Below are 22,277 nucleotides of genomic sequence, written 5' to 3'. Positions count from 1 at the left end.
TTTACCATGCTAGAGCGGAGAGAGCGTCGGTATAGACACCAATACTTGACCCAATTCTATACAGAACAAGCTGATAAAATTGAGTGGATGAAGCGCAATATTCCACTAAACGCCAAAATAGTACAGTCTTATATTCAAAATCATTTAGATTTGTGACTAACAACTGATAAATACACGTCACACCGCCACCGTCGCCTTGATCGCGGGCCAGGGGTCGTAACCCTCGAAAGAAATCGCCTCGGCGTTGAGATCAAAGATGGAGCCCACATCGCCGAGCACGAGCTTCGGCAGCGGGCGCGGCTCGCGGGAAAGCTGCTCGCGGGCCTGATCCTCATGATTGCGGTAGAGATGCGCGTCGCCGAAGGTGTGGACGAACTCGCCAACGCCGAGACCCGTCTCGCGCGCGACGAGATGCGTCAGCAAGGCGTAGCTCGCAATGTTGAACGGCACGCCGAGAAAAATATCGGCCGAGCGCTGATAAAGCTGGCAGGAGAGTTTTTTTTCGGTGACGTTGAACTGGAACAGGCAGTGGCAAGGCGGCAGCTTCATCCGCTCGATGTCCGGCACGTTCCAGGCCGAGACGATCAGGCGGCGGGAGTCCGGGTTGCGGCGGATTTCCTTGAGCAGCCAGTCGATCTGGTCGTATCTGCGTCCGTCCGGGCCTTCCCAGGCGCGCCATTGCTTGCCGTAGACCGGGCCGAGGTCGCCGTTGGCGTCGGCCCATTCGTCCCAGATCGAGACCCCGTGCGCCTTGAGATAGGCCGTGTTGGTGTCGCCGCGCAGGAACCAGACGAGCTCGCGCACGATCGATTTCAGATGCAGCTTCTTGGTGGTGACGAGCGGAAAGCCCTTGTTGAGGTCAAAACGGATCTGCCGGCCGAACAGCGAGCGGACGCCGGTCCCGGTGCGGTCGCCCTTGACCGCACCGTTCTCCAGCGCGTCACGCATAAGGTCGAGATAGGGGCGCATGTCAGGCTATCACTTGTGTGTGCTTGATTTGCGCGACCATGCCCCGTAGTCACCCCTCTCTAATCGCTGATCTCTCGGGATGACCTCTCGCGAACCTAATGGGCGCTGTCAAGAGGCGACGCGAGCCATAGTCCACGCATTGAGGCTGCACGAGAGTAGCAATTTTAGTTTCGCGAGCAACCTAAACGAATGGTCTACCACCACAAGAGCCGCCACGCACTTACTTGCCGATTGGGGAAAAATGGAATTGGTACCAGAACTCAAGAGCGCTCAGTTTAGCGAGGCGAACGCCTGCTTAAATCGAGAAGCAACTGAGTCACCTCTTCTGGTCGAATCCTTCTAGGACGTGCTGAACCCCTAACTTCCTCTATTCTAATCTTAGCGCTTTCCGCGCTCATACCAAAAATAACGCGACGTCTTCAACCGACCAATTGTCGGATATTAAGTGTCGAGGGGCCATAAACGCCGCCGTAATCTTGTCGGTACTTGCTTCCAGCGCGCGCAATTTTTGCGCGTAGCCCGGGATCTCCGACCGCCCCGGAAGCCTGTTAAACGCTCCCTCGTGGCCGCCCAACACGTGTATAGCTTCGTGAAAAATGCTGAAGCGAGCCCGCCCTTCTGATCGTGGAATATTCGCAGCGGCGAAAGTATCCTCCCCGATCCGGATGAGCTTCCGGCCGGAATCCCACTTCGCAAGCGCCGGCGCGATTTCGCCCGGAGCTACCGTCGCGAAATCACACCCTGAAATTTCATGCCTGAGCTTCGTCAGAATCGTCATGGGATCAAGCCACTGCAGGTGGTCGACCCCAAGGCGTTTGCGATACTCGCGGGCTATCTCTTCCGCGCTTCGAGCGTTCTTCAATCAGCGTCCCCTATCAGGTCACCGCCGCGACACCGTATCATAGCTGATTCGGCCCGCGCGGGGTGCTGAATTAGTGCAGGCTGACGAGGGACTCGCGCGGGAGCTGGCCAGGATCAACCTGACGCTGAACACGTACACGCAGTGGTATTGGAAAATAAACCTGCACAATTTGATGCACTTCTTGCGTCTTCGGGCAGACCCACACGCGCAATATGAGATTCGTGTCTATGCCGAAAAAATGATCGAGATTCTGCAGCGCTGGACGCCGATCTGCACCGAGGCTTTTAGGGAATATCGGCTCGGTTCCGCGAATCTGTCTCGGTCCGCGCTGGAGGTCGTGCGGCGGATGCTCCGCGGGGAAACAGTCGAAGCTGGCGACAGTGGGCTTTCCGCGCGGGAATGGAGGGAGTTGACGGAGCTTCTTTCGTCGTCCCGCTGAGCGCAGCGCATCCTCTCGGGCGCAAGACACGGAGTGGAGCGGTCGTATGTCGGGCACGAGGCCGGAGCCTCCCCGTACGACCAGGCTTTGGGGCTGACAGCTCAGATATCGATATTCTTGATGTTATCGACGATGAACGGGGCGACTTTCTTTTCGAGCTCCGCCTCCGTCATTGTAATTGTGTTCGCGCTCAAGGTCATCTGGGATTGCGCGCTCTTCAGCTTTGCGTCCGACGAGGCAAATTTGAAGAAGAGAACCTGGGTCACGACTTGCGAACCAGCCAGCGAAAAGTAGACCGTCTTCAAGGTCGCTCCCCCTCCGGCGCCGCCGTCGACGAAACTCAGTCCGAAATTTGTCGCGCTGACCTTATTGCTCCGCTGCTCGAAGACGGTGATCCATGGCGCGTCCTGGTCCATCGACTCGAGCCCCTTCAACGTCGCGATGATGATCGAACTCGCGGCCGCCGCGGGGCCGAAGACGGCGGTAACGATCGGGATGATCGCTTTGTGAAGCTCCGCGTTCCTGTCGGAGATGGTCTGTTCGTTGAGTTCGGTCAAGGTCGATTGCCATCCGATCCCCTTCATCACGGTATTGAAGGTGGTGAACCAGGCCAATGGATCGGGATTTTTGGCAGTCGCCTTGTCCGCTGCGAGTTGCCCGAGCAGCAGGCCGTTGCTGATCGCCGGGCGGAGCGCCTGGGGCACATCCTTGGAAAACTCGGTCATCTGCGAGCCCACCGTCACAGCCTGCTCCACGGAGTTGAAAGCCGGAGGAGGCTCTTGCTCGGCGCCGCCGCGACGCTGCTCAGCTGGCAGTTCAAGACCCCGGATGAAGGAAACGATCTCCGTCATGATCTCGTCCTCAAGGTTGATGGGATTTCTGGGGCGCTCGTGCGGCCGGGATCATTGCCAGTCCTCGAGCGGCTCGTCTGGCGCGAGATCGGGAATCCGTTCGATATGATCCGTCTCGCCGAAATCGACCGTGTCGTCGCCTCTCCGCGCGTAGCCGGGCACGCCGGCCGCACCCCGCAGAGAATTGAGCCGATTGAGCCAGCCGGCGAGAAACCGGTCCTGACCGGGCGCCTGCGCAAAGCGGCGATAAAGCGCCTCGCGAATCTCGCAATAGCGCGCGACCGCGTCGGGGGCAGCGCATGCGTCGCAGGCCTGCTTGGTCGCGGGCCCGAAATTTCCGTCCGCCGCGACCCCCACCGCCTGTTGCAGCATCTTCACGGCGCGGTTCGGCCCCATGTTGACTGCGGTGTCGAACTCCACCAGGTCGATGTGCGACTGAAGGACGTTGCACAGCGCCTTCTGCCAGTAGTTTTGCGAGTAGATGGCGGAGACTTCCTGGTCGGATATGTGGGCGACGTCCGCAGCCGGCTGGTTGTGGCTTGCGCGCCACGCGTCATAGACCCGTTGCGTCACCCCCTTGTTGGTCCGACCGCCATGGTCGTTCGGGTCGTTGACGAACCCGCCCTCCCAGCGAAGGACAAATGCGAGCGCGTTGGCGTAAGCGTCGTCCATGGTTTCCTCCCGTTTATCCGGCGGCCTTCACCCCCGGGAACTCCGATTCGACAAAATTTCTGAGTTCGGCAAACCACGCCGCGAGGCTCTTGCGCCTCGTCGCGGTCTCCGGCGCCCCATCGGAGAAAATGTCCTCGTAGAATTCAAGCTGCTCGGTGACCGAGCGCATTTTGACCGGCGAACCCACATGGCGCCAGGCGCGGCGATACGCGACCTTGATCCGCTCGGCGTCTTCAAACGAGGGCGTTGATTGTTGCACGATGGCGAGGGTCGTCTGCGCGTCCGCCCATCGGATGAGACCCCAGAAGTCGTCCTTGTCGGCAAGCGTCGAATTGGCCTGTTCGCGAACCGCCTGGTCTAGGGCGCTGTCGCATTCCGTCCCGCTGCGCGCGGCGAGGCATGCGCGGGCGGCGCAGGCCATGAGCCACGGGTATCCCGGATCGTTGCCGGCGAGTTCGACCGCCTGATCGTAGCAATCCGCCATCCGTCGCAGGGCTTCGTCGGCTGCAGGGCTGGACGCCTGAACCTGCGCCAGCCGTTTCCAGCATCCGCCTTGCAAGGAGAGCCGCTCCAGACTTGGCCCGACGGCCTCCGTGAGGCTCTGGAGCCTTTGGAGCTCGCCGTTGATGGTCGCGACCGTCGTCGCCGGGTCCCGCGTTTCGGCAGAAGCTTTGCGATACTCCCTGACGGCTTTGCGGGCGCGCAGATTCGCAAGTTGCTCCACCGCCCTCACTTTGAAACCGGCGTCCGCGCTCGCGACCGCGGCCATATAGTGGTCGATCGCCTCCGAAAGGTCGCCCAGCTCCGCCCGCGCCTCCGCCAGAGCGACTCGCAGAGGCGCGGAGCCGTACCATTTCCGGCTTTTCGCCTCCTCCTCGATGCGCTCGACCCGGATTCGCTGGTCCGTGTCGTCACGCTCCAGGCCGATGTTCAGGTCTCCGCTGATCCGCTGAGCGGCTTCGATCGCTTCGAAGATCGCGTCGAATTGATGGTCGCTTATTCTGGCTGGGCTGTCCAACGCAACGACGCGCAACCGATAGTCCGGGTCCCCATAGCATTGGTATGCGCCCCAGGTGTTGCTCTTTCGCTTCAAATCGTAGGCCGCTCTTCGGGCCCTCCAGGTCGCGTCGCCGAAAGTCGCGCCTTGAAGCATCTGCGCGTAGAAGGTCACGCCGAACGCGTTGGCGGCGTCGTCATCGACCTCCCATCCCGCGACAATAACGCAGCGCGCGCCGAGCTTGATCAACTCCACGGCGACGCTCGCGGCAAATTCTGGTCGCCCCTCCAGGCTCTCCTGGCGAGCCTTGTCCTCGGCGACCTCATCAATTTTTCCGAGATTGCAGCAATTGACGAAGACGATGCTCGGACTGACGGGCAACTTGGACAATGTTGGCGGACCCAACACGACGCCGCCCCCCAGAACGATACCCGTCATGCGCCGCTTGGTCCCGTCCGAACCGGTCAGCAAACTGTCAACGACGCCGTGGGCGGAAATGTGAACGATGTCCCAGGCTTGTCCGAACAGCTGTTTGCAGATCTGTTCCGGCGTCGCTGCAGCCTCCACAAGTTTCGTGACACCGTAAGGCTGCTGGTCATTTTGCAATAAGTTCGCGATCGCGTCCGCCTCCGCTTTCGCCCCTGGAAGCCTCCGGAAACCCTCCGGCGGCTCAGCGCCGGGATCGCCGATTACAAGCGCCCTCCGCTCGCCGCGTGACGGGGGACCCTTTGCCGGGGGCCGCATCTGCAACAACTGCCGGACCATCCGCGCGCGCACGGCGGGGGGTTCGCGGGCCGGAGCGCTCACGCCGTCGCCGCTGATCCAGGGGCGTCGGTCGTCGAGAAGCTCCCAGGGAAACGCAGCGCTCGCTTCGTCGAGAATCAAGCGACGGTTTCTGTCGTCGGCGCTCTGATTCTTCAGCGACTCGGGCCACAGGAGCCCGAACAGAGTGCGCCCCGGCGACGTGGGCGAGCCGTCGAGATCGATATTTCTGAACGTCCTGCGCATAAGCGGCGCGACGAGATCGAGGTCGGCGGCGATCGTCCTCGCCTCCGCGCGCGCAAATCCGCCGCCGATCGTGAAGGAAAGGCTGCGATCCGCGGGCGTTTCGCCGCGGGGCATGGTGATCTGGATCGGCTGCCACCCGTTGGGATCGCGGCCGATCGGCGCATGCGGGCGTCCGCCGCCGCACGGCCTCACCTCGTTCGGGCGGTCGAAGACGCTCAACATCGCGGGGTCGCTTTCGACCGTCTTCATGACGGCGCGCCACGTTTCCCGGCGCGGTCTTCCCAAAGCTCCACGATCTCGATCGAGCCGAGGCTGGGATGGGGTCTCTGGACGCCGGCCAAAACTGCGCTCGCCTCGCTCGCCGCCTGCAACAGCGCAAGGACGCAGCTGTGGCGATCAAGTCCCTCCTCGCCCGCGCCGACGAGGAGAGCGCTCAGTCCCAGCCGCGTCTCCGACGCCACCGCGTCTGGACTGGCGCTGGCCTGGTCCATTTTCTCGGCCAGGAACGCGAGAATCCCCTGCCGCATGGTTCCGCGGAGCGCCCCGAGCGAAAGGTCGGCGGGCTCGCCGAGTCCGACCACGACGGCGCCCGAGGGCCTGGAAGTCGGATCGAGCAGCACCGTGTTGGTTCCGACCCGGCCAGGGTACAGTCCCATCATGCGCCGTTCGGTGAGGCGCCCGGCGAGCGCCCGATCCAGTCGCGCCTCCGTCCCTGCAAACGTATCGCCGTTGTAGTGGCCGACGAGGACAGGAAAACGCGCGAACGCAAGATGGCCGTGGACGACCGACAAGTCGATCTTGAGCGCTTCCACCCCATCCGGAAGGATGTCGCCCATCGCGCCCGCGCCCCTCGTTCGTCAACGACCGCGCTGTCCGCCTGCTTTCACCCGACATTCGACGGACGCCAGCCTCGACGGTCGTCAGCTTGACGGAACTGGGCGAATTCCACAAGCCCTCGTCCGGGAGGCCGCCTTCAGGCGGGCGAAGGCGCAACCCCGTCGCGGGGGCCCGGGCGATCCGCGCGCCGCCCTACCCCTTTGAACTGCGATCGATCCTCCTCGAGACATTCGTTCAGCCGGCGAAGCGGGGCTCGCGAACGCCGCGAATGCCGAGATCGGTGATCGCAAACAGACTGCCGCGCAGAACGCCGTCGCCGGGGAAGCGCGGCAAAGGCGGCTTGGCCATCGACGTCACATAGAGGATGTCGAGGTCGGGTCCGCCGAACATCACGCTGGTCACCTTCTTGACCGGCATGTCGATGACGCGCTCGACCTTACCCTCCGGCGTGTAGCGGACGACCTTGCCGTCGTAGACTTGCGCGTTCCACAGACAGCCCTCGGCGTCGACGGTCGAGCCGTCGGCGGCGCCGCCTCCCGAGCGGTCGACTTTGCAGAACGTGCGCTTGTTGGAGACTGCGCCCGTATCGAGGTCGTAATCGTAGGCCCAGATTTCGCCGGACCAGGTGTCGGCGAAGTAGAAGATGCGGCCATCCGGGCTCCAGCACGGCCCATTCGAGACGACGATCCGGTCATCGAGCTTGTGCAGGGAGAGATCGGGATCGAGGCGATAGAGCGCGCCGTTTGGCCCCTCCTCCATCGTGTCCATCGAGCCTGCGACGAAGCGGCCCCGCTTGTCGACCTTGCCGTCGTTGATCCGGTTGGCCGGCTTGTCGGGTTCCGGGTCCACGATCAACTGGCACTCGCCGGACTTGAAATCGAGGAAGTGAAAGCCGTTCTCGAGCGACAGGACCGCTCCGCCCTGCTTGCGCAGCGCCATCGAGCCGATCTTGCCGGGCACGTCCCAGGCGCGGACCTCGCCGCCGTCGGCCGTGCAGCGGAAGACGTTGCAGCCGAAGCTGTCGATGAAATAGAGCCGTTGCTCGTCGACGTCCCAAAGCGGCCCCTCGCCGAGCACCGTCTTGACGTCGATCAGCACGTCTATGCGCATGAGCTTCCTCCCGTTCCCGACCTGTCACATGGATCGCCATCACCCGGCGAAGCGCGGCTCGGGCAGGCCCCTTACGCCGAGGCCATGGACCGCGAACAGCGCGCCCGCCTCGCACTCCTTCGGCTTCACGCCTTTGACGGCTCGGGCCATCGAGGTGACATAGGCGATATCGAGGCCGGGACCGCCGAAGGTGAGGCTGGTCGTGCTTTCGACCGGAAGGCCGACGACACGGTCGAGCTTGCCCTCGGGCGAGAAGCGAACGAGCTTGCCCTCGTAGACCGACACGCTCCAGACGAAGCCTTCCGCGTCGACGGTCGCCCCATCCGGCAAGCCCTTCAGGCCCGCGTCCGGAAAGGATGAGAAGACGCGGCGGTTGGTCGCGGCTCCGGTTTCGGCGTCGTAATCGTAGCTCCAGATCTCGCGGGTATAGGTGTCCGAGAAGTAGAACGTGCGCCCGTCCGGGCTCCAGCACGGCCCATTCGAGCAGACGATGCCGTCATCGAGTTTCGCAACCCTCCCACCGGGATCAAGACGGAAGAGCCCGCAGATGGGATCGCGCTCCTCATAGTCCATGTAGCCGGCGACGAAGCGGCCCTGCCGGTCGACCTTGCCGTCGTTCATCCGGATGCGCGGCTTGCCCGGATCGGGATCAGCGAGCTTGCGGCAGGCGCCGTTGCCGAAATCGAGCGCATAGAAGCCGTCGCGGAGCGCGACGACGGCGCCGCCCGACTTGCGCAGGGCGAGCGAACCGATGTGCTCCGGCACGGCCCAGCTCTTCGGGTCGCCGCCGCGCGCGTCGCAGGAATGGACCTTGGCGCCGAGACTGTCGATCCAGAAGAGACGCTGTTCGGCGACGTCCCAAAGCGGCCCTTCGCCGAGCTCGGCATGGGCGTCGATGAGGAGCTCGATCCGCAGCATGTGTCGATCCCCGCATCAGAACGCGACGCGGTCGCCGCCCTTGAGCTCCAGGATCTCGCGCGCCTCGTCAGGGCTCGCGATCGAAAGGCCTAGGCCCTCGAGAATCTGGCGCACCGCGCGCACCTGCTCGGCGCTGCTGGTCGCGAGCCGCCCCGGCCCGGCCCAAAGCGAATCCTCGAGACCGACGCGCACGTTGCCGCCCATTGCCGCAGCTTGGGCGGCGATGGGCAGCTGATTTCGGCCGGCGCCGAGCACCGACCATTTGTACTGCTTGCCGAACAGACGATCGGCGGTGCGCTTCATGTGGAGCACATCCTCCGGATGCGGGCCGATGCCGCCGAGTATGCCGAACACGGTCTGCACGAAGAGGGGCGGCTTCACCATCCCGCGCTCGAGAAAATACGCGAGATTGTAGAGGTGGGCGGTATCGTAGCACTCGAACTCGAACCGTGTGCCGGCGTCTCCGAGCGTGCTGAGCACGAACTCGATATCCTTGTAGGTGTTGCGGAACACGAGATCGCGCGAGTTTTCCAGCGCCTGCGGCTCCCAATCGTGCTTGAACGTCTTGAAGCGGTCGAGCATCGGAAAGAGGCCGAAATTCATCGAGCCCATGTTGAGCGAGGCGACCTCGGGCTGGAACACTTCGGCGGGTTTGACCCGCTCCTGGACCGTCATATAGGGCGCGCCGCCCGTCGTCAGGTTCACCACCGCCTTGGTCGATTGCTTGATCCGCGGCAGGAAGCGCGCGAACGCCTCCGGGCTCTGGTCGGGCCGTCCCGTCTTCTCGTCGCGCGCGTGAAGATGGACGATCGCCGCGCCCGCCTCCGCCGCGCCGATCGCCGCCTCGGCGATCTCATCGGCGGTCACCGGCAGATAGGGCGACATCGACGGCGTATGGATCGCGCCGGTGACTGCGCAGGTGATGATGACCTTGTTGCTCGACGCCATTGCGGTCTCCTTTGATGACTCAGTTTCTTCACAGCGCTTCGACGTTTCCGTCCACGCCGATGGCTTGGCCGGAGATATTGCGGCCGGCGGGCGAGACGAGATAGGCCACCGTAGCGGCGACGTCATCGGCCGTCACCATGCGGCGCAGCGAGACGCGATCGAGATAGGTCTTCTCCATCGCCTCGTAGGTGACGTTCATCTGCTTGGCGCGCGCGGCGATCACGCCCGTCATGCGCGGCCCCTCGACAATCCCAGGAAGGATCGCGTTTACACGGATGTTGGCGGGGCCCAGTTCCTTGGCGAGGCTCTGGGTCAGGCCGATGACGCCCCATTTCGCGGCCGAATAGGGCGTGCGGAACGCGTATCCGAAACGTCCCGCCGCCGAGGACAGATTGACGATCGCGCCGCCGCCTGCGCTTTTAAGCATCGGCACCGCGTAGTGGGCGCAAAGGAATTGGCCGGTCAGGCAGACGTCGATCGTCCGTTGCCAATCCTCGGGACGGATCTCCTCGACGCCGCCCGTCGGTCCCGCCACCCCCGCATTGTTGATGAGGACGTCGAGGCCGCCGAGCGACTTCTCCACCTCGGCGAAAAGGCGTGACACGTCGTCGTCCGACGCGACGTCCGCCTTGGTCGCGCCGGCGTCGCCATGGGCGCCGCGAAACTCGGCGAGAAAATCGTCGGACACGTCGCAGATGTGCACGCGCGCCCCCCTGGCGATGAGCAGGTCGCTGATCGCGCGGCCGATCCCGGAGGCGCCGGCCGTGACCAGAACCCGCAACCTCTCGGGAAGGGCGAATACGTCGGTGGATTCGCTCATGAAGCGCTCCCTTCTGCTCAACCCCGCTTGTCGCGCAGCGCCATTACCGCAGCGAGGACAACGAGGCCGAAGAGGATGGTCCGGGTCGCATAGGGAAGCGTCGTGCCCGCGAGCAGCGTCTGCAGCGCCGTCAGGAGCAACGCGCCGCCGAGCATGCCAAGATAGCTGCCGCGGCCGCCGGTGATGAGGGCGCCGCCGATCACCACGACGGCGATCGACGGCAGCAGGTACTCGTCGCCCATGCCGAGGCTCGCTTGTCCGGAGAAGCCGGTCAGCAGGATCCCGACAATCGCCGAGCACAGGCCGGACAGCATGTAGACGCCGATCAGCGTCTGGCTGACCGGCACTCCGGAGAGCGCCGCGACTCGCTCGCCGTTGCCGATCGAGTAGACGCGGCGGCCGAAGGCCGTGCGGCCGAGCAGCAGAACAGCGACGACGACGAAGAGGGCGATGAACACGACGACGGGCGTGACGATGAACTCGTGGTCCGTCATGAACCGCCTGAGGAGCGGCGAGGAAAAGCCGTCGGGAGTGCCATTGGAGTAGACGAGGGCGGCGCCTTGCAGGATCCCGTTGACGGCGAGCGTCATGACGATCGGCGAGACGCCGAGGAGGACGATGCCGGCGCCGTTGACGAAACCCACCGCGAGGCCGACGAAGAGCGCAACCGGCAACGCATAGAGAAGCGCGGCGTCAGATCCCTTGACCAGTCCGGCGAGCAAAATGCCGCTAAGTCCGATGGTCCAGGGCACGGAGAGGTCGAGGCCGCCCGTCAGAATAACGGTCCCCTGCCCGAGCGCAAGCACCGCCAGGAACGAAGAGAGGACGACCAGCGAATTGTAATAGGACCAGTTTGTCAGCGCGTGGCCGAGCGTCGCTTGCGTCGCAAGAACCACCAGGACGAAGCAGACATAGGAAGGCAGAGCGAAGCGTAGCGCTTCCGCATTGCGGACGAGAATGTTGGGCGTCGCAGAACCGGCGGCGCGCGCCGGCCTGTCGAAGGCCGGCAGGCGGAGACGCCGGGCGTCCGCTGAGCGCTGGGACGGGAGGTCCCCTCTCGCGCGCGCCCTCGTCCTGAGTACGACATGGCGGATGTGCCGGGCGAGCGGCGAGCCTGGCCGCAGATCCGCAGCGAGGACCGCGAGAATGAGGATCGACCCTTCCGCAACGGTCGAATAATAGGCCGACACATTGAGGACGAGGAGGATGTTGACCACCATCATCAAAATGTAGGCGCCGAAGACCGAGCCAAGCGGACCGCCGCGTCCTCCGCCGAGCGTGGTTCCGCCGACGACGACGGCGGCGAACATCTGAAGCAGCATCGGGTTTCCGATCAGCGGATCGGCCGATCCCGTCTGCGAGCTGATGAAGACGCCGGCGAGGCCATAACAGCCGCCGCCCACGACGAAGACCATGAACTGCACCCTGCGCGTCGGCACGCCGACCGCACGCGCCGATTCGACGTCGCTGCCGACCGCGTAGAGGGCGACGCCAAAGTTGGTCCGCTTGACCCAGGCCCACGCCGCCAGAACCAGGAGGATCAGCAGCACCGGCTTCGGCAGGACGCTCGGAACCGCGTCGCCGAGCAAGAGGTCGCTGAGCGCCGGGGAAACCTGCCCGCCGGGCTTGTCCATGATCAGCAGGGTCACGCCCTGGAGAATGAACATGGTCGCGAGCGTCACCACGATCGGCTGCATGCGCAGGACGGCGACGAAGAAACCGTTGAAGGCGCCGCACGCCATCCCGATCCCGACGCCCGCGGCGACGACGGCGAGCGGCGACAGCGACGGGTTCTGGAGGCTCGAAGCGAGCGCGACATTGACGAGCGAGATCGCCGCGCCAGCCGAGAGATCGAAACCGCCCGACAAAATGACGATGGTCTGGCCGATCGCTGCAAGGGCGAGCGGGGCCCCGCTCGCTGCGAGCTGCGAAAGGTCGTAGTAGGTGAGCCGGACCGACCCGATGCTGGCCACGGTCGCAAGCAGCACGAGGAAGACTGCGACGGCGATCAAAAGCCGCCTCTCCCGCGCCAGACGCTTGAACGGTGAGGGCGCGGCGAGGAGTTCGCGCGAGTGGGTCGCTGCGGTCGCCATCGTCACGCCGCCCTCCGCGGCACGGCCTCGGCGCCCAGCGCGGCGCGCAGGATCGCCTCTTCCGACAGCTGATCCGCCGGAATCTCCGAGACGATCCGGCCGGCGTAGCAAACGAGCGCGCGATCGCAGAGATAGACGAGCTCGGGAATTTCGGTCGAATGAAGGAGAACCGCTCCGCCCGCGTCCGCATAGGCGCGAATGAGACGATAGAGTTCGTTTTTGGTGCCGACGTCGATGCCGCGGGTCGGATCGAACAGCAGCAGGACACGGCTCTCGGCGAGCAGCCACTTGGCGATGGCGATCTTCTGCTGGTTGCCCCCGGAAAGCGCTCCGACGCGCGTCCACAACGCCCGGCGATCCACGTCGACCCGCTCGAATATCGCTTCGACCGCCGCGGTCTCGCGAGCGACGTCGATAAGCGGCCCACGGGTGAACCGGTCGATCACCGGCAGGGACGCGTTGTGCATGCCGCTCAACGTCAGCGACAGCGCCTCGGTCTTGCGGTCCTCGGGGACGAGGCTGATGCCGATGTTGGCGCGCACCGCGTCCGTCGGCGAGGTGATCACGATCGGCTCGCCATCGACCCGGAGACGTCCCGCCGTCACGTCGGCCATGCCGAAGCACGCGAGGAAAAGATCGAGTTGCCCCATGCCCTGAAGGCCGGCGACCCCCAGAATCTCGCCGGCCCGCAGGCTGAACGAGGCGTCGCGGAGCTTGCCGGAAGTCGAGATGCGCTCGGCGGCGAGCACCTCGGCGCCGAAGCCCGGCCGGTCTTTGGGCCGGGGCGGGAACGCATGGGAAAGCGCGCGCCCGGCGATCATGCGGATGACCTCGTCGTCGGGGTAGGACGCGACCGGACCGGTCGCGATATGCCTGCCGTTGCGCAGCACCGTCATCGTGTCGCAGAAGGCTCTCACCTCCCGCAGGCGATGCGATATGAACACGATCGTCACGCTCTCGGCACAGAGCCGCTCGATGATTCCGCCGAGCCACTCGACGTCGCGTCCGGTGAGAGTCGACGTCGGCTCGTCGAGCAGAAGGATGCGCGGCTTCCGGAACAGTGCCCGGGCGATTTCGATCTTTTGCTGGACCGCGAGGTCCAGTTCGCCGATCTCGTCGTCCAGCCGCACATCTCTCATGCCGAGCGCGTCGAAATGCGCGGCGACCAGCGCCCGCGCCTGACGGCGGCGAATCATTCCGCTTGGCCCGACCTGACCGCGCGGCAGCAGCATGTTGTCGAGAACCGTCAGGTCGCCGACCAACGTCATTTCCTGGAACGCGGTCTGGATTCCGCGAGCTTGGGCGTCCCGCGGCGAGGAGAAGCGCGCGTCCTCGCCGAACAGGCGCAAGCTTCCCGAGTCGGGCTGGGTGAGACCGGAAAGCAACTTCACGATCGTTGATTTGCCGGCGCCGTTCTCGCCGAGCAGCGCATGAACGGCGCCCTGCGCGATGGAGAAGGAGGCGTCGTCGACCGCGATCGTCGCGCCGTAGGCTTTCCGCGCGTGCTCGACGGAGATCGCCGGGACGCCCGCTGCGCCTGGATGAGTCGTGTCTGACACGGACGACCTCGCGGTCGAAAAGCAAGACGAGGCGCCCGGCGAACCGGACGCCGCTTCCTTCCGATCAGGGTTCAGGCTGGCCTACGAGAGCGGCCTGCAATCCGATTTCCGGCGTCTCGGGCGAATAGATCGAGGCGAACCAGCCGGGATTGGGCACCAGCGCAGGCGGGAACGCGTTGCAGCCTTCCTTCATCTCGGCCCACGACCCCTCCTTGCAGTACTTGATCGTGTCGTTGGTCACGAGCGGCAACGGCAAGGTGATGCGCTTCGGGACGTCTTTGCCCTCGAGCTTTTCGACCGCGAGCTTCAACGCATATCCGCCCGCATAGGGGGGCGAAGCATACGAGATGCGCGGCGCCCCCATTGGGGCGTAGGTGGCGTTGGCCCCCTCGACCTCGGTTCCTGCCGGAAGCATCTGGATGCGGCCCCCGTTGGAGCCTTCGCCGGCGCAAGGCTTGAGCTGGTCGGGCTTCTTGCCGGCCTCGATCTGCATGGTGTTGGCCGTGTAGCAGCCGACCTGCATCCAAAGGCCGTCGATCTGGTCCCAGTTCCGCGTGGCGAGAATCTTCGAGAGCTCCGTCCGGGCCACGGCCTGGCTCCACATGCCCACCGCCTCGGCGTCGATCTTGATGTCTGGATACTTGGCGAAAACTTCCTTGGCCGCCTTGGTGCGCAAGGTGTCGACCGACGTCCCGGGAACGCCGGTGATCATCACGATATCGCCTTTGCCGTTGAGCTTCTTGGCGAGCCACTCTGCGGTCACGCGTCCCGCTTCTTCCTGGTCGATCGAGACGTTATAGGCGCACGGCTCGGTGATCTGGGCGTCATAGGCGATGATCATCACGCCCTTGTCGCAGGCGTTCTTGACCGCGTTGTTCAAGGCCGTCGGAGAGATCGGATAGACGATGATCGCCCGGGCGCCCTGCTGCACCATGGCGTTGATCTGCTGAATCTGACGCTGCGCATTCGGACCGGCGACCTGCACCTGAAGGTCGACCTTATCGGCAAAGTCCTTGTGCGCGGCCATGGCTTTGACCATGTTGGCCGCTTCGGCCTGCCAGTCGTTGCCGATGTAGCTCATCGACAGAAAAATCTTGAATTTCTTGTCGGCGGAGTGCGCGCCCCCGCCGCAGCCAAAGCTGCCCGCCAGAACGGCGGCGCCGGCGCAGGCGAGCCATTTTCGCAATCTGCCCTTCATAGCTGTCCTCCCACATCGTCCCTATTGGACGGACCGTTATTGCACTTTTTGCAGCAAACGTGTCGGCCTTGTGATCATAGATCAATGATCATAAGCTTGGCAAGATTGCGACAGGCGGCGGCCTCAAGGGACAGGCTGCGACCGGCTGCAGGCCCGCGAAATGGAACGAAGGGTATGAGCGATACGCTTTTGAGGGCGGGGCTGCCGGTCGCTCGGGTCCCGCGAAACACGATGCAGGATCAGGTTTTTCGGCAGCTTTGCGAGCTGATCCTGAACGGCGAGATCGCGCCGGGGCAGCTCATCACCATTCAGGCGCTCGCCGACGCGTTCGGCGTCAGCGCCATGCCTGTGCGAGAAGCCCTGCAACGGCTGACCGCTGCGCGCGTGCTGACGGTCATCTCGGGCCGCTCGATTGGCGTTCCGCCCCTTTCCGGGGAGCGCCTTGCCGACCTCAGGCGGGTGCGGGTCGAAGTGGAGTCGATCGCCGCCGTGTGGGCGACCCCGAACCTTGGAGACGCCGAATTCAAGCATCTGGACGAATGCGTCGGAGCGATGGACGAGGCGGTCCGCCGCGGCGATAACAAGCAATACCTGCGCTGGAACCGCGCGTTCCATTTCGGCGTCTACGGCGCGGCGCGCTCTGAAGCGCTGCTCGCGATCATTGAGACCTTATGGCTGCAGATCAGCCCGTACTTTCACCTTCTCCACGCGTCCGGAAACTATTTTGTGGCGAACAAGCAGCACCAACTCATGCTCGCCGGGCTTCGCGCGCGCGATGAATTGGCGGTCAGCCGGGCGCTGCGAGACGACATCGAAGCTGCCTATCGGGTGTTTGCCTCTCTGCTCAGCGCCGAGATGGCGCAGTGAGGGCGCTTGAGGCTCTGCGGAGGGTTTCGCGACCGCGCCATTCTCCGGGGCGTCGCGCATCAGATCGAGAGAGGCCCGCGTCGGGCCGTCCTGTCGAATGTCCGGATCGCCGCTTTAAGCCGGTCTCCCCGCGCCGGTCATCTGCGGCGCGAGGCCTCTCCCCATGGGGTCAGTGCAGGCTGACGGTCTGCAGTTCGTGCTCCCAGGCGTTGGCGATGGCTGCGTCGCGGGAGTCGGTCAGCATGATCGGCGAGCCATCGGCGCCGAGCAGGGCGAATAGTTTTACCCCCGGGCGAAGCGCGGGCGCCTTAGGAAAGAGACGCGCGACGTCTTCCGAATTGATTGCCTTCACATAGGCGAGCGCCCCGTCGCCGAGGTGCGCGAATTCCTGAGGCGTCAACCCCAGCGCCTTTTCCGTTGCATTGGTCGTTGCATTGGTCATTGTGTCCCTCCTTCTCGGCGGCCCGAAACCCCGCTCGGGACGCCAACGGTCAGTCGCGCGTCGAAATCTGAATCTTTCGCACGGTCCGTTCCGGCTGCGGCCGGGCTAGATCGATCGAAAGCATGCCCTGGGCCAGATCGGCCCCCAGCACCTGCATGCCCTCGGCGAGCAGGAAGCTTCGCTGGAACTGCCGCGCGGCGATGCCGCGATGCAGAAACTCCGGCGTCTTGTCCTCCTGCTGGCGGCCGCGGATGGTGAGCTGATTCTCCTCGATCGTGACCTCGATCTGATCGCGCGCGAACCCCGCCACCGCCAAAGTGATGCGCAGTTTTTCCGGCTCGCCGCCTGCCGCGGCGATGCGCTCGATGTTGTAGGGAGGATAGCCGTCCCCGGCCGACTTCGACACCTTGTCGAGCGCGCGCTCGATATCGTCGAAGCCGAGCAGAAAGGGCGAGCTCAACGCCGTCACACGCACCATGGAAGCCCCTCGAGGCGCTTCACGGGACCTAAGGACCTTCATCGGAAGCGCCCCGGCCGCGTTGCTGTCAATTCCGGTCGGCGGCCCCGAATGCGAACGCGAGCCCGCCTTCCGGAAAACGATATAGGTCCGCGATCGGACCGTTCAAGGCCGGCGCCCACAGCCCTTCGGCCTACACGGCGTGTCGGCGCATCCTGAGAATTCTGGTAAAAGGCTGCGCTGAAATCCTGAATCAATGGTTGATTCGCGGATTTGGGCAAAGGGGCTGCGCCGAAGCCAGAGAACGCGAACGAACGACAGACGAGCCAGGGCGCCGCGCGCCGCCCGTTCGCCGTTTCCGTTCATAGCGCTGTTCGTTGCGGTTGATCGGCGGCATCGATCAATTTACAGAGACTTTTTCGGTGAGGGATCGATGACGATTTCCGACGAAGACGTTCGCAACGCCTATCGGTTTATTCTCGGACGCATGCCGGAGAGCGAGGATGTCGTCCGAGGCCACCGGGAATCTCATCGGTCCATCGCCGATCTGAGAACCACGTTTCTGGGGTCCCCGGAATTCCGAAACCAGGGGTTCACATCCGCCGGTCCATTTCTCGCTTTCGAGCCGCCGCCGCATGTCGACATCGATGCGGATCCGTCGACAATCAGAGCGATGCTCGCGCGAACCGCCTCCTACTGGGCCAGGGTTGGCAAGGCCGAGCCGTACTGGTCAATGGGAGCGGGCGAGAAGTTTCTCGTGAGCCAATGGAGCGACAATCAAGGTGAATTCTACAGATCGGGAAACGACGACAGGGATCTTGTCGTCGCCCTTCTCCGACGCGTCGGTCGATCTCCAAAAGACGTCAAGCGCGTCATCGAATACGGCTGTGGGGTCGGGCGGAGCACGATCCCCTTGGCGCGCACATTCGCAAGCGTAGCGGGGATCGACATTTCGTCGTCCCATTTGGACCTCGCCATGCGATACGCCAGCGCCGAAAGGATGGGCAACATCGAGTTTCTGCTGACGACTCCCGACGATCTGATGCCCACGAAAGAATATGACCTGTGGTTCTCGCGTGCGGTCCTTCCGCACAATCCCCCGCCTGTTATTGGCGCTATACTCGCGGAGACGTTCAAGCGATTGGAAGCCAACGGAACGGCAATTGTTGTCCTTCCGACTTACATCAGCGGATATTCCTTCCATCTGGATGAATATATGAGCGAGACCAGTCGTGAGCTGCGCGAGCTGGATGGCTTGCTCGCGCGAGGCTTGGACGATGGGAACGCTGCTCGGCAAGTCGTTCGGCTGGCGGAACGTCACGCGATGCCGGCGCATGCCGTGCTGAAGATTGCTCGCGACCAGCATTGCTGGCTGATGGACGTCCACGAAGAGCCCGGACACCCCGACGAAATTCTCCATGTCTTCACGTTTGGGAAAACCTAGCGGCGGCTCGCGTTCGGCGCCAATTGACCGGCGCAAGGAATGGCCGCTCTCCGGCGACGATCGCCACAAACTCCCGCTGCCTCCACCATACTAACAACGAGATCATGTTGGCGTTTGCTCATTCCGTGCTGAGGAAACAGAATCGCGAGAAGGATGACGAATTATCCGAGGTCACCGTGTGGTTAGTCTTTGGGGACGCGGTTCCGCCAAATGGCGTATACGCCGCCTTGCCTAAAAGACTTCGCACAAAACGAGGTCGTTAAGCTACAGGCATCAGCCTCCGACACTGTTGCGCGGGTGCTTCATTGGGATAAGGGACGTGGTGTCAAACGGCAGCGAAGTGGACGTTACAAGCGAGGAACATGGAAGTGACGAGACGGAGATAAGTCGCGAGCACGTGATCCAATGTTACAGAACCATTCTCAAGCGGGACCCGGAAAACGAGGAGGTCATTCAGACTCACTTGTCGGATACGAATTCGCTTTGGCGTCTCATTGAACGCTTCATCTATTCAGAAGAAGTCAAAAAAAGATTAGGAGATTCTGACGCAACGAGACACGACGTTATTCAGTGCTACAAGCGAATGCTAAAACGTAATCCTGAAAGCGAGTCGGCGATTCAACATCACCTGTCCGAAAGGGCGACGCATTGGGAACTTGTTAGCCGAATTGTCGATTCGGAGGAGCATAAGAATTATGCGGTAAATATAAGCGCGATGTCGCTCCTGAAATGCATCGGCCGCAGACAGTTAGCAAATTATTTTGGGGATAGGGACAAATATATTTGCTTTTTCCATCACTACTCTTATCTGGCCGGCGCGATGTCGCCGAGCGCATTTCAAACGATGCTGAAAGAAGACGTGTGTTTATTTAATTGGAGTCGGGAAGCCAACGCCTACACAGTTACATTTCAATCTAACAGAGAGCTAGATAATGAAGGAGAGGTCCTTCTCCAATTTAATACTGGAAGTAAAGCAATATATAGCCTTGCTTTTTCCATTGTACCCGGGCATGTACTTGGAATATATGAAGAACAACATGTGATATTGGTCTCACGACTACAGGGAAAGGTAGGGCATTTTCCGGAAATACGTCTAGCGACAAAACAAATGGGCGAAGTCGCCCCGCAAGCAGTTCTCATTGCCGTACTGCAGGGCATCGCTCTGGCGATTGATATTCGGACCGTCGCAGGCGTAGCCGCCACCAATCAGCTTTCATTTGAACAGAGCGGAGATGAACTGCTCGAACGAGCGTACGATCATTTTTTCCAATCCGTTGGGGCGACCGGGCCAAGCGAAGGCTTCTATTTCTTCGAGGTCCCCTTGCCGGAAAAGCCGATAGGACCCGGGCATCGGGGGCGCAAGCAGTGGAAACGCGAGTTCAAGAAGGAAATAACGAACGCAACGCGCATCACATGGCGCGATACGATCAGCTTCGATCGCAGCGAAGCCGTCCCGGCTCAAGGTCAGGACGAGTCTGAAATGCCGGCCCGCGCGCTGCGCTGAACGACCCCCGCGGCTCTTCGGCTGTTCACGAAAATCGATGTTAAGACGTTGCCTGAAATCCTGAATTCATCGTTGATTCGCCGGGCGGGAGCCTAAAGGGCGGGTTCATCTGGGCCATGGGCAGAATGGCGATCGGCAGACTCGGAACCAAGCGTCAGTGCCCGGCTTGCGGCGCCAAATTCTACGATCTCGGCCGCAAGCCGGCGACCTGCTCGCGCTGCGGGGCCAAGGTCGAGCCGAAAAAGGCGAAGCCTTCGGTCAAACCTGACGAGGCGAAGGCCGCAAAAGCCGCTAAAAGCGCTCCGGACGCACCGAATGAACCTGTCGCGCCGCCGCCGCCTCCCGCGCCGCCGGCGGTTGCCAAGATGCCGCGCGCGCGCGAATGGACGCGCGAGCAGGCGGAGGCGATCGACAGGGTCGGCCGCTGGCTGAAGGACGGCGACCCCCCGGTGTTCCGCCTGTTCGGCTACGCCGGGGTCGGCAAGACGACGCTCGCGCGCCATGTGGCCGAGGCGGCCGCGGGCGAAACGGCCTTCGCCGCCTTCACCGGCAAGGCGGCGATGGTGATGCGCGCCCACGGCTGCTGGGACGCGACCACCATCCACGCCCTCATCTACCGGGCGAGCGAGGGCGCCGACGGCGCCCCGACCTTCACCCTCAACGAGGACGGCCCGGCGTCGCGGGCGAGCCTAATCGTGATCGACGAATGCTCGATGGTGGACGCCGAGCTCGCGCGCGACCTCTTGTCGTTCGGCAAGCCGATTCTGGTGCTTGGCGACCCGTTCCAGCTCCCGCCGGTCAAGGGCGGCGGCTACTTCACCGAGCACGCGCCCGACGTGATGCTGACCCAGATCCACCGTCAGGCCGAGGACAACCCGATCATCCGCCTGTCCCAGATCGTGCGCGGCGGCGGCGAATTGAAGGACGGCTCTTACGGCGAAAGCCGCGTCATCCGCCGCGCCGCCATTGACGCCGCGCAGGTTCTCGCCGCCGACCAGGTCTTGGTGGGGACGAACCGCACGCGGCGCGCCTATAACCAGCGCATCCGCGACCTCAGCGGCTTCAAGGAGCCGCTGCCGGTCGCCGGGGACCGGCTGGTGTGCCTGCGCAACGACAAGACCAAGGGCCTGATCAACGGGGGCTTATGGCGTGTCGAGGCGCTGGGCGGCGTGGTGAAGGACTTCGTCCGCCTGACCGTCCGCTCTGAGGACGAGGGCGCGGCGAAGTCGGTCAAGGTCGCGGTGCTGAAGGCGTTCTTCGAGGGGACCGAGGCCGAACTCGCCTATCCGATCCGGCGCGAGTCCGACGAGTTCGACTACGGCTATGCGCTGACCGTCCACAAGGCGCAGGGCTCGCAGTGGGACGCCGTGCTTCTGTTCGACGAAAGCTACGCCTTCCGCGAGCACCGGGCGCGGTGGCTGTACACCGGCCTGACGCGGGCGGCGAAGCGGCTGACGATCGTGCGCTGAGTAGCCCGGGGGCGAAAGTCGACGCCGCCTTCGCCTTGCCGCGCCTGATCGATTCCGTTATCTGTACGCCCTTTAGGGGCTGTCTCGGGGCCGGCCATGCTCACTCGACGAGAAACGTTCAGATTTGCGCTGACGGCCGGGGCCGGGGCGCTCGCCGCAAGCGGCGGGAGCATGGCGCTTGCGGCGGATGCGACGGTCACGTTGCCGATAGCCAATGGCGAGCGCCCGCTCGTGGCCTATCCCGGGAAGCAGCCGCTCATCCGCCTCACGACTCGTCCGCCGCAGCTCGAGACGCCGTTCAGCGTGTTCGACGAGGGGCCGATCACCCCGAACGACGCCTTTTTCGTCCGGTACCACCTGGCCAATATTCCGCTCTCCATCGACCCGGACGCATACCGGCTGACGGTCGGAGGCGAGGTCGACAATCCCCTTTCGCTGTCGCTTCACGATCTCAAGACCGACTTCGAGCCGGTCGAAGTCGTCGCGGTCAATCAATGTTCCGGCAACGGGCGCGGCTTCTTCAATCCGCGCGTCGCGGGCGGACAACTCACCAACGGCGCGATGGGCTGTGCGCGCTGGAAAGGCGTTCCCCTGAAAGCGCTTCTGGCAAAGGCGGGAGTCAAGCCTGGCGTCGTGCAGGTCTCGTTCCAGGGTCTGGACCACCCGGTCCTGACGCCGGCCTTCGTCAAGGCGCTCGACATCGACCATGCGCGCGACGGAGAGGTCATGGTCGCCTATGCGATGAACGACGAGGACCTGCCTTGGCTCAACGGATTTCCTGTGCGGCTGGTCGTTCCCGGCTATTACGGGACC

Annotated in this window: 21 protein-coding genes; 6 read left to right on the top strand and 15 right to left on the bottom strand. The window is 63.5% G+C overall.

Annotated features, from left to right (window positions below):
* Nucleotides 1-177: 177 nt before the first annotated feature.
* Together ACLP25_RS21690 and ACLP25_RS21685 are read right to left on the bottom strand one after the other, a co-directional pair.
* Nucleotides 178-969, bottom strand: coding sequence for a thymidylate synthase (locus ACLP25_RS21690; RefSeq protein WP_442471216.1), 792 nt, complete (start codon nt 967-969; stop codon nt 178-180).
* A 394-nt stretch (nt 970-1,363) separates the two neighbouring features.
* Nucleotides 1,364-1,831 carry a hypothetical protein gene (locus tag ACLP25_RS21685; RefSeq protein ID WP_442471215.1) on the bottom strand — a complete coding sequence of 156 codons (468 nt, stop codon included), beginning with the start codon at nt 1,829-1,831 and terminating at the stop codon, nt 1,364-1,366.
* A gap of 73 nt (nt 1,832-1,904) precedes the next feature.
* Here ACLP25_RS21685 and thyX point away from each other — a divergent pair, with 73 nt between their 5' ends.
* Nucleotides 1,905-2,270, top strand: a complete 366-nt coding sequence (gene thyX / locus ACLP25_RS21680) for an FAD-dependent thymidylate synthase (protein ID WP_442471214.1) — start codon at nt 1,905-1,907, stop codon at nt 2,268-2,270.
* A gap of 101 nt (nt 2,271-2,371) precedes the next feature.
* Here the strand turns inward: thyX and ACLP25_RS21675 are convergent, their stop codons facing one another.
* From ACLP25_RS21675 to ACLP25_RS21625, 11 genes are all read right to left on the bottom strand, one after another.
* Nucleotides 2,372-3,121 (bottom strand): hypothetical protein, encoded by a 750-nt coding sequence (locus ACLP25_RS21675; protein ID WP_442471213.1) that lies wholly within the window; start codon nt 3,119-3,121, stop codon nt 2,372-2,374.
* A gap of 51 nt (nt 3,122-3,172) precedes the next feature.
* Nucleotides 3,173-3,793, bottom strand: coding sequence for a glycoside hydrolase family 108 protein (locus ACLP25_RS21670; protein ID WP_442471212.1), 621 nt, complete (start codon nt 3,791-3,793; stop codon nt 3,173-3,175).
* Nucleotides 3,794-3,806: 13 nt separating this feature from the next.
* Nucleotides 3,807-6,047, bottom strand: a complete 2,241-nt coding sequence (locus tag ACLP25_RS21665) for a CHAT domain-containing protein (protein ID WP_442471211.1) — start codon at nt 6,045-6,047, stop codon at nt 3,807-3,809.
* A complete protein-coding gene (locus tag ACLP25_RS21660; RefSeq protein ID WP_442471210.1) occupies nt 6,044-6,634 on the bottom strand; it encodes a hypothetical protein in 591 nt (196 codons plus the stop codon). Before ACLP25_RS21660 ends, ACLP25_RS21665 begins: the two co-directional genes overlap by 4 nt.
* 235 nt (nt 6,635-6,869) lie before the next feature.
* Entirely contained in the window at nt 6,870-7,745 is an 876-nt protein-coding gene (locus tag ACLP25_RS21655; RefSeq protein WP_442471209.1) for an SMP-30/gluconolactonase/LRE family protein, read from the bottom strand.
* Nucleotides 7,746-7,784: 39 nt separating this feature from the next.
* Nucleotides 7,785-8,663, bottom strand: coding sequence for an SMP-30/gluconolactonase/LRE family protein (locus tag ACLP25_RS21650; protein WP_442471208.1), 879 nt, complete (start codon nt 8,661-8,663; stop codon nt 7,785-7,787).
* A gap of 15 nt (nt 8,664-8,678) precedes the next feature.
* Nucleotides 8,679-9,611 (bottom strand): 3-keto-5-aminohexanoate cleavage protein, encoded by a 933-nt coding sequence (locus ACLP25_RS21645; RefSeq protein ID WP_442471207.1) that lies wholly within the window; start codon nt 9,609-9,611, stop codon nt 8,679-8,681.
* A 28-nt stretch (nt 9,612-9,639) separates the two neighbouring features.
* Complete coding sequence (locus ACLP25_RS21640; protein ID WP_442471206.1) at nt 9,640-10,431, bottom strand: SDR family oxidoreductase; 792 nt, start codon at nt 10,429-10,431, stop codon at nt 9,640-9,642.
* A gap of 17 nt (nt 10,432-10,448) precedes the next feature.
* Entirely contained in the window at nt 10,449-12,524 is a 2,076-nt protein-coding gene (locus tag ACLP25_RS21635) for an ABC transporter permease (RefSeq protein WP_442471217.1), read from the bottom strand.
* 2 nt (nt 12,525-12,526) lie between these two features.
* Nucleotides 12,527-14,083, bottom strand: a complete 1,557-nt coding sequence (locus tag ACLP25_RS21630) for a sugar ABC transporter ATP-binding protein (protein WP_442471205.1) — start codon at nt 14,081-14,083, stop codon at nt 12,527-12,529.
* 64 nt (nt 14,084-14,147) lie between these two features.
* Nucleotides 14,148-15,281: a sugar ABC transporter substrate-binding protein gene (locus ACLP25_RS21625; protein WP_442471204.1), complete on the bottom strand. Its 1,134-nt coding sequence runs from the start codon at nt 15,279-15,281 to the stop codon at nt 14,148-14,150.
* 174 nt (nt 15,282-15,455) lie between these two features.
* Between ACLP25_RS21625 and ACLP25_RS21620 the strand changes: the two genes are divergently transcribed.
* Nucleotides 15,456-16,148: a GntR family transcriptional regulator gene (locus ACLP25_RS21620; RefSeq protein WP_442471203.1), complete on the top strand. Its 693-nt coding sequence runs from the start codon at nt 15,456-15,458 to the stop codon at nt 16,146-16,148.
* A 169-nt stretch (nt 16,149-16,317) separates the two neighbouring features.
* Here the strand turns inward: ACLP25_RS21620 and ACLP25_RS21615 are convergent, their stop codons facing one another.
* Both ACLP25_RS21615 and ACLP25_RS21610 read right to left on the bottom strand, forming a co-directional pair.
* Nucleotides 16,318-16,590 carry a DUF1150 family protein gene (locus ACLP25_RS21615; protein ID WP_442471202.1) on the bottom strand — a complete coding sequence of 91 codons (273 nt, stop codon included), beginning with the start codon at nt 16,588-16,590 and terminating at the stop codon, nt 16,318-16,320.
* A gap of 49 nt (nt 16,591-16,639) precedes the next feature.
* Complete coding sequence (locus ACLP25_RS21610; RefSeq protein ID WP_442471201.1) at nt 16,640-17,068, bottom strand: Hsp20 family protein; 429 nt, start codon at nt 17,066-17,068, stop codon at nt 16,640-16,642.
* Nucleotides 17,069-17,303: 235 nt separating this feature from the next.
* Here ACLP25_RS21610 and ACLP25_RS21605 point away from each other — a divergent pair, with 235 nt between their 5' ends.
* The 4 genes from ACLP25_RS21605 to ACLP25_RS21590 all read left to right on the top strand — a co-directional run.
* Nucleotides 17,304-18,491, top strand: a complete 1,188-nt coding sequence (locus tag ACLP25_RS21605) for a class I SAM-dependent methyltransferase (protein ID WP_442471200.1) — start codon at nt 17,304-17,306, stop codon at nt 18,489-18,491.
* A gap of 319 nt (nt 18,492-18,810) precedes the next feature.
* Nucleotides 18,811-19,995, top strand: a complete 1,185-nt coding sequence (locus ACLP25_RS21600; protein ID WP_442471199.1) for a DUF535 family protein — start codon at nt 18,811-18,813, stop codon at nt 19,993-19,995.
* Between the two features lie 125 nt (nt 19,996-20,120).
* Nucleotides 20,121-21,464 carry an FYDLN acid domain-containing protein gene (locus tag ACLP25_RS21595; RefSeq protein WP_442471198.1) on the top strand — a complete coding sequence of 448 codons (1,344 nt, stop codon included), beginning with the start codon at nt 20,121-20,123 and terminating at the stop codon, nt 21,462-21,464.
* A 96-nt stretch (nt 21,465-21,560) separates the two neighbouring features.
* Nucleotides 21,561-22,277 (top strand): molybdopterin-dependent oxidoreductase (locus ACLP25_RS21590; RefSeq protein ID WP_442471197.1); only part of this gene is annotated, 717 nt, incomplete at its 3' end.

This window comes from Roseiarcus sp., assembly GCF_052145395.1.
Taxonomy (GTDB): Bacteria; Pseudomonadota; Alphaproteobacteria; order Rhizobiales; family Beijerinckiaceae; genus Roseiarcus.
Note: the sequence above shows the minus strand (reverse complement) of the source record. Positions and strands in the feature narration are given on the sequence as shown.